Source organism: Chryseobacterium sp. CBo1 (assembly GCF_001693475.1).
Classification (GTDB): domain Bacteria; phylum Bacteroidota; class Bacteroidia; order Flavobacteriales; family Weeksellaceae; genus Chryseobacterium; species Chryseobacterium formosense.
Genome location: NZ_MAUH01000005.1, coordinates 126,493 through 140,211 on the forward strand (window position 1 = coordinate 126,493; position 13,719 = coordinate 140,211).

Genomic DNA, 13,719 nt, shown 5'->3' on the forward strand with positions numbered 1-13,719 from the left:
GATTGTTTTACCTTTCACTTTCAGCGTGCAAATATAGTTATTTTACGGCGTATTTCATAATAAAAAATCCGCCAATGATTTGACGGATTTTCAGAAATAATTTTTAATGAATCTGTGTTTATGGGTTTGCTCCTGTTGCATTTTGTGCAAGTTCGGCATCATCCGGTGCACTTTCAAGCGTTCTATCAAGGGTGAACAGAGACTCATCACTCGCTCGGTCTCCGCCTGCAATTTTAAGCTTATCGATAAGATCCATGGCAAAAGTTTCTTCCTCAATCTGTTCTTTTACGAACCACTGAAGGAAATTCCATGATGCCCAATCTTTTTCTTCCAGCGCTATATCAACCAGTTTGTAGATCGCTGTTGTATTTTCTACTTCATGTTTAAAAACAAGATCAAAACATTCCGTAAGACTTTGGGGTTCATCGTTTGGCGCAGGAAGCGCCGTAATGGTTGGCTTTCCGCCTCTGTTCAGTACATATTGCATAAATTTCACCGCATGATCTCTTTCTTCCTGAGCATGTCTGAAAAGAAAGTTTGAAATTCCGTTGTACCCTTTATCAGCTGCCCAAATTCCATAAGAGAAATATGTTCTGGATTGAAGGTCTTCTGTATTCATCTGATCGCTCAAGGCTTTTTCAAGTCTCGGTGAAAGTCTGTTGGTATTCATAATTGTATATTTTAGTGTGATTATGATTAAGGATACAAAAATGATTCCGTGTAAAGTTTTTTTATAGTTTTTTAAAAATTAATTATTACAACTATTTGCAAGACAGTATTTTAATACAATAATTTATAGTTAGTCTAAAATAAAAAAGCCAAAACCTCTTCGGAATTGACTTTTATTTTTATAAAAAATAATGACTTTTAGATTTAAAAAATCAAATTATTGCTTGGTCAGTTTAGCCAAATAAGAATCTTCATCCTGAATCACTTTTTCTATTTTGAAACCGTTATTTTCCGCAGCGTTTTTCAAAGTATTAAAATCAAGATACAGCCATTTGATTGGGTCTTCGGATTCACCTTTATAATGCACGATATAATCTAATTCACCATAATATCCTTCTGCAGGAATGTACACTCCGCCATCTTCATCGGTGTCGAACATATACATAATATCCGTGCTATCAATTAAGACTTGTCCGTTTTTATTTAATAATGAATGAAGTTTCTTCAAATAAATATCGATGACTTTCAGGCTTTGAAAAATTCCTGTCCCGTTCATTAATAGAAGAATTGTATCGAAAGTTTCTCCGGAAAATTCAAGCATATTCTGGGCAACAGCTTTTTGAATTCCTCTTAGTTTACAAACCTCGATTGACTTCGGCGAAATATCTAAAGCGGTCACATCTAAATTTCTTTCATTCTGAAGATACAACGAATGAGAACCCGCTCCTGCACCAATATCCAAAACTCTTCCCGAAGATAATTTTAAAGCTTTCTTTTCAATTTTATTCATCTCTTCAAAATCTCTGAAGAGATAGTCTACCGGAAGTTCATCCAGCTCGGAAATAGAAGTTTCAGTCTGCAAATCTTCAGGATTTTCGTTGTGAAAATAATCCCAGATGGCGCGTCCCATTAAGTCTTTCATAGTGGTAATTGTGGGTGCAAAGATAAGTGTTTCAATTTTCTTATATCTTTTATTATATTTGATAAGAAAACGTAATTAATACCATGTCAAAAATAATACTATTAACTTTATTATTTCATAGTTTGATTTTTCAAAGTCAAAAATTAGAGAATGGTTTACAATTTAGAAAAAATGAAAAGTCTGATCAAAAACTAAGCTTTGAAGAAAAAAATAGAACCATTTATAATGTTTTACCGATTGAAAAATCTGAAGATTTAGTTAATGTAAGAATTTTATTTCCAGGCCAAATAATTGAATTAGCTAAAAGCAAAGACAATAAATACTTCGGTTACATTCTTAATAAAACTACACAATATAATTATTCTAGAAGAGATAGAAATAAATTAAAAAACACTGTTGAATTTTTTCAAAAATATCCTTTGAAACAAAAGAAAACGAAAGAAGTAATTGACAAATTAATACAAACTAATCAGATTAATTTGCCAACAGATTCTCTTATTGAAAATTGGAATAGAAACTATTTGCATTGCAATCAAATTAATTTTCAGTTTAAAATCTTAAACAACCTACAAAAACAGCAATACAATTGTCCTCTGCACCAAAACGAAGAAAAGCAAACTGTAAAAATTATTGCCGAAAATATTCGTTTTGTTCAAAATCAACTAAAATTAGATTCAATCTATAAAAATTTTGAAAGTAATCTTCCTTCTGGAAAAAATTACTCTAACGACGGATATAGAATGATGCTTAAACTCTCTAAAAAGCAAATTGAAATTTGGCAGAAATATAAACCTTATCGTGAATATTTGAAGTTAAAAAAAGATACAGTTGATAACTATTTAAACACCTTTATTCAAAATAAAAATTTAAATCCTTACAAAATAAATTGTTTTGAAACTTATTATCTTGAATTTGCCAAAAAAGGAAATTTAAAAAAGATTTTCGTAGCGAATTATGATAAACCTAGATGGGAAAACGTTATTGGTTTTAAGGACTTTTTACAAGATAAAAGGGAAATTAAAAAATGTAAAAAAATTATAAAAGAAATATTTCTAAAAGCTGATTTGTCTTGGCTTAATTTAAAATTCAATTTAAATAGGTCAATTAGTTTTGATTTAGATGGAAATCCTAAATTATCAGACGAGGCTATTTACGAAATTGAATAACAATGTTCAATTATTACTATTATCATCATCAAAATTTTCTATTTTTTTAAACCCAATCTTCTTACAATATTTCCCTAACTTGTCTCTTCAAAACAGTAGAACAACCTAATGACAAATAAAGATTTTAATTTTCATCAAGGCTTTACTTTCAGCAAACATATTCCCGAAGAGATTTCGCATTTTGACAGGGTTTTCGATGTTTTCAAAGATCTTTTAACGCATACTTCAGGAGATATTGAGGAAGCTTTTGAGTGGCTCGATATGCTCGACAAAGAATACGATATTTTCAGTGATGAATATACGCTTGAAGATTTTGAAGAAGACCTGAAAAAACGAGGATATATTAAAGAAGAGGATCCTGAAGACGGAAATTCAGGAACCGGAAAAGGCAAAAATATTCTCACTGCAAAACTGGAAGCAGCGCTTCGTGAATATGCTTTAGACCAAATCTTCGGAAAGCTGAAAAAAAGCGGAATCGGAAATCACAGAACCTCAAAAACCGGAATCGGAGACGAGCGTGACGGCGAAAACCGAAACTTTCAATACGGCGATGATTTATCAACGGTAAATATGACCGAAAGTCTGAAAAATGCCCAAATCAACAATGGTATTTCTGATCTCAGAATGACCGAAGACGACCTCATTGTAGAAGAAACCAAACATAAAGCTCAGATGAGTACGGTTTTGATGATCGACATCAGCCACTCGATGATTTTGTATGGCGAAGACCGAATTACTCCTGCCAAAAAAGTAGCAATGGCTTTGGTGGAATTAATTAAGCGAAAATATCCGAAAGATTCTATCGACATTATTGTTTTCGGAAATGAAGCGTGGCCAATCAAAATCAAGGATTTGCCTTATCTGCAAGTCGGACCTTATCACACCAATACCGTTGCAGGACTTGAGCTTGCGATGGATATACTCCGCAGAAAAAGAAATACCAACAAGCAGATTTTCATGATTACCGACGGAAAACCAAGCTGCCTGAAACTTCCCAACGGTGAATACTACATGAACAGTGTTGGTTTGGATGAAAGAATTGTTTCAGAATGCCTTAACAGAGCAGCACAGGCGAGAAAGCTGAAAATTCCGATTACGACCTTTATGATTGCACAAGACCCATATTTACGCCAGTTTGTGAATGCATTTACCGCTCAAAACAAAGGAAAAGCTTTCTTAACCGGACTTTCAGGTTTGGGACAGATGATTTTTGAAGATTACGAGAAAAATAGGATTAAAAGGATTTGAGAAGAGCCAAGGAAAAAGTTAAAAGAAACAAGTGAGCCGAGTTAATATTGCCTTTGCTGAGTGAAACGCCTTTGCGAACGAAAAAATATGCATAAAGTATTTCAAAAAAATCTTTGCGAACCTTGGGTTAAAAACATAAAGAATAATTACATCATTACAAAAATGAAAAACGATACAACATTTAAAGAATTAAAAAATTCAGGATATACCGATAAAACAATCAGTCAGGAAATTCAGGGGAACTTAATTGCAAAGATCAAAGCGAAAGAACCTGTTTTCGAAGGATTATGGGGCTACGAAGACACCGTGATTCCTCAATTAAAAAAAGCAATTTTGGCAGGTCACCATATCAATCTTTTAGGTTTGCGCGGTCAGGCAAAAACGAGAATCGCAAGAAGCATGATCAGTCTTTTAGACGAATATATGCCGATTGTGAAAGACTCTGAAATCAACGACAGTCCGTTTCAACCGATTTCAAAGTTTGCAAGAGATTTAATTGCTGAATTGGGAGATGAAACTCCTATCTCATGGGTTCATCGTTCTGAAAGGTTCTTTGAAAAACTGGCAACTCCTGATGTGAATGTTGCGGATTTGATTGGTGATATCGACCCCATCAAAGCAGCCACTTTAAAATTACCTTATTCAGACGAAAGAGTTTTGCATTACGGCATGATTCCGAGAGCGAACCGTTCGATTTTTGTTCTGAATGAATTACCCGATTTGCAGGCGAGAATTCAGGTTTCTTTGTTTAATATTTTACAGGAAGGAGACATTCAGATTCGTGGTTTCCAATTGAGAATGCCTTTGGATATTCAGTTTGTATTTACGGCAAATCCTGAAGATTATACCAACAGAGGAAGTATTGTAACCCCTTTAAAAGACAGAATCGGGTCTCAGATTTTTACGCATTATCCGAAATCGATTGCTCTGGCAAGACAGATTACAGAGCAAGAGGCTTTGATCTCTGATGAAGACAAAGCTCAGATTCAGATTCCTGATTTGGCTAAAAATCTTTTAGAAGAAGTAGCTTTTGCAGCGCGTGACAGCGAATATGTTGATGAAAAAAGCGGAGTGAGTGCAAGATTAACCATCAGTGCGATGGAAAACCTTGTTGCAGCTGCTAAATTACGTTTAATAGAAACCGGAGCTGAAAAGACTTCTGTCCGATTGCTAGATTTTATGTCGATTATTCCATCGATTACCGGAAAAATCGAATTGGTGTATGAAGGCGAACAGGAAGGTGCAGATTACGTAGCGAAAATTCTGATTGACAAAGCTGTTATGAATCAGTTTGAAAGTATTTTTCCTCGCATTTCAAAACTGGAGAAAGAAGGAATTAAAACTCCTTACACCGATTTGATTCAATGGTTTAATAAAAATCAGCTGGAGTTAAATTATGGAGATACCGACGAACAATTCTATGCAAAACTGGATAAAACCGCGCCATTGACAACCGTTGTGGAAGAAAATGCATCTGATTACAGTGATGATGATAAAAACTTCTTAAAAGAATTGGTTCTTTGGGCTTTGACGATTAGCAAAAAATTAGATAAATCTGAAAACAGCGCAAATTTCACTTTTGATTCTGCAGATGTAAGACAGCTGTTTAGGAATTAATTTTATTTTGCTCCGTAGGAGCAATATGTGTGTAGACCTATAATATATTAAGATGTATGGCGCTCCGTAGGAGCGCTATATTTATTTAAAAATGAAAAACATTTACGATCATTGATTCATTCTAAATTGTATATTTGTCAGAAATTAAAGCACAATTTTGGAACTACAGGAACTTTTTGAACGCTTAGCGATACTTTGCCTATCGATTTTCACCCTTTATTATTTTTCAAACAGGAACCGTAACATCCGATTGCATCCGCTTTTGGGATTAATCAGTGTTTGTACGTTTTTTATGTGTCTGGTTTTTACAAAAGCAGAATACAGTCTTGGTGTAGGTTTCGGGCTTTTTGCTATCTTTTCGATTCTCCGTTTCAGAACGGAAACTTTTACCATTCAGACGATTGTTTTCCTATTTGTTTCGATTACACTTTCCCTCTTAGACGGACTTTTACCCATTAAAAATCTTGAAATTCTTTTAGGAATTAATATTTCGATTGTTGTAATTTATTTGGTGTTAAATTACTTCGAGAAAAAATCACCTATTGTTTCCGAGAAAAGTTCGATTGAGGTTATTTCTTCTTTAGATTTTCTTCAGCTGGAAGAATCAGAGCGAAAGAGGGTTCTTACTGAAAAAACCAAGCTTAAAAATTTCAGTTATAATATTAAAAGTATTAACCTGAATGATAATATTGTGATTTTAAAAGTTTCGCATTAGAATTTTGTTATTAAGAATTTAATGTAATCATAAAATTTGTCATTCTGTAGTAATCTCAAGATTTGGATTCCTATGGAATGACAAACACACTTTTAATAAAAAGTCTCTCGCTGATTTAGGAGATTACGCAGATTAGAAAAAAGAATTATCTGCGAAATCAGCCAAATCTGTGAGAGATATTTAACCAAAATCAATCCATATAAGCTCTTGCCTGCTTAATATACAATTGCTTCTGCTCTCCTAAATATTTAAATTCTATATCCAAAGGATAATTTTTCTTAGCCATTTTTCTTTTCTGCCAAAGCAGATACATTTTACGCTCCAAAACCGGAGAAATATCAAACAGTTTTCTGATTTCGGTTTCGCTAAGGATCGGCTTTCCTTTGTTAAGGCTCGATGTCGAACGGTAATCAACCACAAAAGATCCTAAAAAATTGAAATTGTGACAGTAAAATTCATCGCAGGTTACTCCAGGTTCTGGTTTTACAACGGATTCTTCACCCAGCTGAACATTGACGGTAATTCCTGCATACTTGTCACGGTATAAATTTCTTGTCACCAAAACGCCATTTGCTTTTTCATCAGGGAAAGAACGGTGTACCAAAACTCCCATTGCGCAGCTTTCATGATTGATTCCAAACAAATCTCTTTCCTGAAACGCACGGAAATTCCAGAAGCTTGACCACACATCCAAAATAGCTTTTTCTATCGTTTTATCGGCATCACCGATGATACCTGTTTTAGAATCATACAACCCGGCTCCGTTGAAGCCTTCCATATCTTCGGCATTGGTTGAAGAACGGAATCTGAAGTTTTTAAAATCAGTTTGTACATTCAGCTTTTCTTCGATCTTTTTCAAAAGCTCAGGATTTACCTTCGAATTTTTAACTGTTTTTCTAAAAGCTTTCAGTTCTTTCTCTAAAAGTTTTACGGAGTCTTTAGGAATCGCATACAAAGCATTGATTTTATCCTGAAAATTGTTTTCTTTAATATGCTGGTCAAAATAATAAAAAGGAATTGCAAAAGCATATTCAGGCGTTTTAAAGGATTTCATTTCTTTCTGAATCTGTTTTAAAAGTCCGAGGTTTGTTGCTTTTGAGCCGATTGAATGAACAATATTTAATGGTGTTGCTTTTTCTAAATCTATTAGATCAGTTACCGATAGATCTTTTTGCAAAATAATTTCCTTCACTGCTTTTTTCGTTACAATCGGCTTCTGTGATGCTTTTAATGAATATGAATTTTCTTTCGTAATCAGCTCAACTTTTTTTCCTAAAAGATTATTCACCGATTGCTTATCCCAAACTTTCGTATCGACATACACCGGAATATTTCTGTTTTTTGCCAGTAAAACCAAATGACTTAAGGGGGTCTGAAGTTCAGTAATGATAATTCCTTTTACGGTTGGGATAAATTCAGGAGTGGTATTGATGATGATGATTTCATCTGATTTAGGATTAAAATCTTCCTTCTTCTGTAAATCATATTTTTTAAGAATCCCCACATTGTTAGCATTTTCTATTGACTGTTCGGTAATTCTTTTAAAGATAAAATCCGAAAAAACTGTAGGAATTTTTAGTTGATTTTTTGAGTTTAAAACAATGACATGAGGAGAATTCAGATAAAATTTAAGCTTATCTTTAAAAAAAACATTTTTGCTGACTTCTTTATAAAAGAAATTAATGAGTCCTGCATTCATTTCGTCGGAAGCAGCAAGCTCCATCACCCAATCATCTGAATCTTCAAGATAATTAATATTAGCAAGAAGGTAATCTCTACTATTGGTTGGGTTGTAAGAACGTTTGTTGAACTCGCCATTATCTTGAGCATATCCTAAAACTTCAACGCAAAATTCGTAATGATAGGTGTATTTTGTACTGTTGAAAAAGTACATTTTTTTGCTGTTGTAATCATACACTACTTTTACCGATTTCATATTGGTAAATTTGTCGGTAAGCGGTTTTCCGGCAAGATTCAGGAACTGCTGTTTTTTGGTGATGGAATGCACATAATTGTCCTGTGAATAAGATAAAAGTGAAATGCTAAGAAATAAGAATAAGAATATATTTTTCATGTCTTTGTGAAGATTACCCCACAAATGTAGACAATATCCTGAATTTGGCAAATAGTGATAAACGGGTGCATTTTATTTACAAAATGATCGGTTTAAAATTTCCTTGAAGCGGAAAGTTTCAAATAAGTGTATAAATATCTTTCCGGAAAGATAATTCTTACTTTTCAATCTTGAAGTAAATTTTTCAATACCTGAATAGAATTCCCCTCCTTTGGAGGGGTGGATTCGACAGAATGGAGAAGACGGGGTGGTTTCATGAAGCGTTATTTTGTTGTGTTCTCTTTCAGTTAAAAGAATGCCTGATTTCCTAGCCCAGATAGAAACGACATCCTTTTGTGAAGCGGAGCGGAACAAAAGATATAGTGGATAGCTGGAAATAGCTCCTAAAAAAAGCAAAGCCCTATTTTACGAATAAAACAGGACTTTGCACGTGAAAACAAGGTATCTCTTACATCGCAGATCCAGCTGCATCTTTTATTTCTTCAGCAATTTTCCTTTCTCTTATTCTTCTTTTTGCGATGATGGATTTACCACTTAACACTCTAACAAACCTTAAATATTGAAATCTTTTTATCCCGAAATGATGGGTTAAAACATAAATCAAAACGCCAAAACCGATCATGACGATGTATCCGAATATTTTTTTATTGGCTGCGAGAATGGCGTTTAGCTGGATTGTTTTCATATTTGCCATTACATTTTGTGAAGAAACCGTCATTCCGTCTATATAAACCGCCAAATCACCTAGACTTATAATCTGAAACTGATACTGAAACCATGACAATAATGCCGAGAAAATACCTACTGTAAGAAAAGTTCTCCAAACCAGCACCAACCCTATTGCAGCCAACATATCGTTGAGCTCCAGTTTATCTAACGTATAAAACCATACAGCGATAAATAAAGACCCCATACCGAAACCTTTCAGAAACATCGGTAAGTACCAATTTTCGTAATTAAATTCTACAACCATCGAGAAATACATAACCAAAGCATATCCTATCATTGCAGAAAATCCTGAAAATATAAACATCTTCACCGGTTTTTGTTTTTTGAACCAGAAGACGGCAGTAATTCCTGCTGCAACCAATCCGGGAATCATGAGTAAATTCAGTTTTGCATTGGTCAGCTGATCGTATCCTAAAACACCCACCGCAAAAATATTCTGTATAGATGCCGTTCCTAAAAACATCCCCAACCAGAAGAGCATAAACATGCCGTTCAGAACATTACTTTTTGAAAATACCTTCAGAGATAGATAGGGTCTTTTTAAAGTATACTGGCGCACGATCAGTAGTGCAAAACTTACCAATGCCACAATGCCTGAATTGATAATTTTAGTTGAATTCAGCCAGTCCTGCTGTTTGCCAAATGCCAAAACATAAGCTGAAAACATAAATGTTGTCGTAAAAAGGATAATACTCATCCAATCGATATAATGCAAAGGAACTTTTAGAGAAAAATATTTATCGTGCATCAAAACCCAGCACAAAAGTGCCATTATGAAACACAGGATTGCAATAATGATAAAAAACTGCTGCCAATTATATATAATAGATACTTTCACAGCGTAATAGCTTGAAAACTGAGTCAACGTTAAAACCGCCGTATAAAAAACTCCATAAAAAACTCCACGATCCCCAATCATCATCATCAGTGGTAAAAAAAGCTCAATGGCAACTATCATTTTCAGAAATCCTATAATCAATGAAACTGCAACAATGACTAAAGGATTGAGTGTCGTAGCATTCACCCAATTGAGTAATGCCAATAAAACCAATAACAGAACCATTTTATTACGAACCTTAAATCTCATTTTCATTCTGAGAACAATTGGCATAGAAGCTCCCATCCCGATTGTAGTTGCATAATTGGCAAACATAAAATATTCTGAAAGTTCACCTGTACCACCCACCATAAAACTGATATTTCCGGTGTAGACTCCGCCCAAAGGCAAAACCACAATGACCAGTAAAATGATCATTAAAAGCTGAACGGGTTTCGGAACCCAGTCGTTGAATAATCCTTTGTTGTACATAATTTTGTTTTTAAGAGCCAAGTAAAAAGTAAAAAGAGCCAAGTTTTTTAAACCACTTCGTGCTTCTTTTATCACGTTTTATATTTTTTTCCATAGGTTACATCTACGGCTACTGTTGTTGAACCACTGAGTCGTTTTTCTTTTTTACTTTACTCGCTTCCCTTTTACTTAATTCTTTTTACTTGATTCTTTTTACTTTTTACCTGGCTCTTTAATAGAAACATTCATATTCATTCCTGCACTTAGCTGATCTACATTTTCTTTTTTATTGGAATTTGTAAACTCTATTCTTACCGGAATTCTTTGCTGAACTTTGATGAAATTACCTGTAGAATTATCGGTCGGAACGTTTGAATATTTTGAGCCTGTTGCCGCAGAAATTGCCGTTACAACACCTTCAAATTTTTGTCCGCCCAAAGCATCGGCACTCATCATTATTTTTTCTCCTAACTTAATATTCGGCATCTGGCTTTCTAAAAAGTTGGCGGTAACCCACTTCTGTCCGTTCAAAACAATGGTTGCCACCTGTTGACCGGGCTGAATCAATTGTCCTTCAGAAATCGTTCTTCTTCCCATAATTCCATCATAAGGTGCGGTAATTACTGTATAAGAAAGGTTGATTTTAGCCATTTCCAAAGCTGATTTCGTTCTTTTAATTTCGGCATCATTAATTCCCAATTTACTTTTAACTTCTGTTGTAGAAAGATTTGCCGATTGTTTTTGATTAGCAAAAGCTTCGTAAGCCGCTTTTTGTGCATCATATTCAGTTTTTACCTGATCATATTGCTGTCTGGTAACTGCCTCAGAAGCCAATAGATTTTTATATCGGCTTAAATTTTGTTCAGCATTCCAGAGTCTGGCTTTTGCTCCTGCAATATTTGCTTCCATCACGCTCACGTTATTTGAAACTGTATTAACGGATGAACTTGTAGCCGTTCTTTGCGCCAAAGCATTTTGATAAGCTGCTTCAGCCTGACCCAATTGTGTTAAAATTTCACGATCGTCAAGAATGACTAAAGTGTCTCCTTTTTTTACTTTTTGATGCTCAATAAATCTTATTTCTTTAATATATGCAGAAACTCTTGTGTTGATCGGATTGATAAATTCTTCAACCTGAGCTGCTTCAGTATAGGTTTTGTCTCCTACATGAAAGTATTCGCTAACGAGCCAGTACAAACCAAATCCTATCGCCAGAAATACAACAATATTTGAAATGATAGCTCTGATTTTATTTCTCTTATTTTCTTTCTTTTTTGCTGCAACAGCAGATTGTGCAGGTGCAGATGATGTATTTTGTTCCTTGTTTTCCATTGTTTTCGGTTATAAAAATTAAAGCGTTCCTGTAGATTTCAAAAGATTGTAGTATTGATAAAGCACATTGATTTCTGCGTTGGCATAATCTAATTCAGACTGTAGTTTTTGGTTCTGCGCATCGATCATTTCTGCCTGTACCGCCAATTGATTCAAATATTTAGCTTCCGTAATCTTATAGTTTTCTTCTGCCAATCTTTTAGCATCATTAAGAATTTCAGCCTGTTGTATAGATTCCTGATATTTCACATACGCTGCATTTACACCCATGCTGATATTCTGTTGGGCTAAAGTCAGGGTTTCCGTTGCCTGGTTTTTCTGAATTTCACCAAGCTTTACCCTTTCTTTGGTTTTGAATAAATTATCAATATTATAACTCAAAGAGATTCCGGTTTGCCAACCTCCTGCATACATATCCAAAACAGGATTTCTGGTGGTGATCGGTCTTTGTAGAGTATAGCCTCCGAAACCGGCAAGCGTGGGCATTTTATCGGTTTTTATAATTTCAATATTTTTGTCTGCAACATCAATATTCGTTTTTGCAGATTTAATTGAAGGACTGCTCTGATAAGCAAGATCGAAATAATAATCTATCCCGATTCCTGATTCTTTATTCTCTAAACTTTCTACAGGAATGATCTCGGTCTCAGAATTTAAACCTAAAGCAATGTTCAAATTATAATTAAGAATTTTCCGATTGTTTTTTAAAGTTAAAATCCCCTGATCCAGATTTTTGATGGCAAGTTCACCACGAATTATTTCATTTCGGGTAATCATTCCCTGCTGATAAAATTTCTGAATGTTTTTCAGCCTTTCCTGAGCAAGCCTTTTATTGTTTTGAAAAACTTCCTGCTGGTTAATCATTTTATAAACATCCAAATAATTAGAAATTACTAAAAATTTTACATCCTGTTTATTCTTTTCTAAATCCAGTTTAGAAAGTTGCTCACGAAGTCCGGCCAATTCGATCGATTTGTTTACCAAACCACCTTTAAAAATCAACTGAGTTGCCTGAATACCATAAGAACTTCCATAGTGAGGCATCGTTATATTAGTAGAATTTGAAAAATCTTTGTCGATTGCCACCATATCACCTAAATAAAACTGACTCATAGAAGCTGTGATGACTGGTAATTTCTGAAGTTTTGCAACGTTGATATTTTGCTTTGCAATATCAATATTCTGAGCAGAAACTTTCAGTTGCTGATGATTTTCTACAGCCAGTTCTGCAACATCTTTTGCAGTCATCTCTTTTATTTCTTGTGAAAAAAATAGCGCAGGAAAGATACCGATCAAAACTGATAGTGCTGTTTTTATGTTCTTAACCATTTTACCTTGTTTTACAGATGCAAAGTTATGGCAAGCACAAAGTCAAACAAATGTTTGAATTTTGGAAAAAGATGTTCAGATGTAGGATTCCCTTATTGATATTGTTGTCTGTACTGACTCGGACTCATCCCCAAATGTTTCTTAAAAAAGTGCGAAAATGAATATTGGTCGCTAAATCCGAGAACTACAGAAATCTCTGAAACAGGCATTTTAGAAGAATTTAAATAGACTTTAGCTTCATTGACTACTATCGAAGCAATAATCTCACTTGCAGTCTTTCCTGTAACTGCTTTTACGACCGATGAAAGATGTCTGGTTGTCATCGACTGCCGTTCTGCGTAAAACTCTATATTGCGGTTATTAAGATGGTGGTTTGACAAATCGCTAAGGAATAAAAAAACAATTTCTTCCTGTCTCGACATCTGATTCATCGCACTGGTGTCTTCCTTAGAGATAATTCCCGCCATCTGATAGCAAAAAACAGAAAAAAGATGCTCTACAATTAGTCATGGTCGGAAGAAATTCCGACCATTTTTTATGTTTTGAAAACTTTGGCTGGGTCTCCTCCTGCAAATATAATTAGAATGGCCGTTATCATATCTCTAAGCTCCATTGCTATTCTTCGTTTGG

General features: G+C 34.5%; 11 protein-coding genes. 4 read left to right on the top strand and 7 right to left on the bottom strand.

The features are described 5' to 3' along the window. Positions 1 to 118: 118 nt before the first annotated feature. Together BA768_RS05225 and BA768_RS05230 are read right to left on the bottom strand one after the other, a co-directional pair. Positions 119 to 670 (bottom strand): ferritin, encoded by a 552-nt coding sequence (locus tag BA768_RS05225; protein WP_034675622.1) that lies wholly within the window; start codon positions 668 to 670, stop codon positions 119 to 121. Between the two features lie 216 nt (positions 671 to 886). Continuing rightward, complete coding sequence (locus BA768_RS05230) at positions 887 to 1,591, bottom strand: class I SAM-dependent methyltransferase (RefSeq protein ID WP_065719966.1); 705 nt, start codon at positions 1,589 to 1,591, stop codon at positions 887 to 889. A gap of 83 nt (positions 1,592 to 1,674) precedes the next feature. Between BA768_RS05230 and BA768_RS05235 the strand changes: the two genes are divergently transcribed. From BA768_RS05235 to BA768_RS05250, 4 genes are all read left to right on the top strand, one after another. Further along, a complete protein-coding gene (locus tag BA768_RS05235) occupies positions 1,675 to 2,757 on the top strand; it encodes a hypothetical protein (RefSeq protein WP_065719967.1) in 1,083 nt (360 codons plus the stop codon). Positions 2,758 to 2,865: 108 nt separating this feature from the next. Further along, the gene (locus tag BA768_RS05240; protein ID WP_034675611.1) at positions 2,866 to 4,005 is read left to right on the top strand and encodes a vWA domain-containing protein; all 1,140 of its coding nucleotides are present in this window, start codon (positions 2,866 to 2,868) and stop codon (positions 4,003 to 4,005) included. A gap of 162 nt (positions 4,006 to 4,167) precedes the next feature. After that, positions 4,168 to 5,622 carry a sigma 54-interacting transcriptional regulator gene (locus BA768_RS05245; protein ID WP_065719977.1) on the top strand — a complete coding sequence of 485 codons (1,455 nt, stop codon included), beginning with the start codon at positions 4,168 to 4,170 and terminating at the stop codon, positions 5,620 to 5,622. A gap of 157 nt (positions 5,623 to 5,779) precedes the next feature. Further along, positions 5,780 to 6,337: a DUF4956 domain-containing protein gene (locus BA768_RS05250; RefSeq protein ID WP_034675607.1), complete on the top strand. Its 558-nt coding sequence runs from the start codon at positions 5,780 to 5,782 to the stop codon at positions 6,335 to 6,337. A gap of 190 nt (positions 6,338 to 6,527) precedes the next feature. On the opposite strand, the gene BA768_RS05255 is transcribed toward BA768_RS05250, so the two are convergent. The 5 genes from BA768_RS05255 to BA768_RS05275 all read right to left on the bottom strand — a co-directional run bounded on the left by BA768_RS05255 (position 6,528) and on the right by BA768_RS05275 (position 13,556). Beyond that, on the bottom strand, positions 6,528 to 8,411 hold the full coding sequence (locus BA768_RS05255) for a PEP/pyruvate-binding domain-containing protein (protein WP_065719968.1): 1,884 nt from the start codon (positions 8,409 to 8,411) through the stop codon (positions 6,528 to 6,530). 448 nt (positions 8,412 to 8,859) lie between these two features. Further along, positions 8,860 to 10,449, bottom strand: coding sequence for an MFS transporter (locus tag BA768_RS05260; protein WP_083206588.1), 1,590 nt, complete (start codon positions 10,447 to 10,449; stop codon positions 8,860 to 8,862). Positions 10,450 to 10,641: 192 nt separating this feature from the next. Next, positions 10,642 to 11,760 (bottom strand): HlyD family secretion protein, encoded by a 1,119-nt coding sequence (locus tag BA768_RS05265; RefSeq protein WP_065719969.1) that lies wholly within the window; start codon positions 11,758 to 11,760, stop codon positions 10,642 to 10,644. An 18-nt stretch (positions 11,761 to 11,778) separates the two neighbouring features. Next, entirely contained in the window at positions 11,779 to 13,089 is a 1,311-nt protein-coding gene (locus BA768_RS05270; RefSeq protein ID WP_065719970.1) for a TolC family protein, read from the bottom strand. 92 nt (positions 13,090 to 13,181) lie between these two features. Next, positions 13,182 to 13,556, bottom strand: a complete 375-nt coding sequence (locus BA768_RS05275; protein WP_228388301.1) for a helix-turn-helix domain-containing protein — start codon at positions 13,554 to 13,556, stop codon at positions 13,182 to 13,184. Positions 13,557 to 13,719 lie beyond the last annotated feature (163 nt).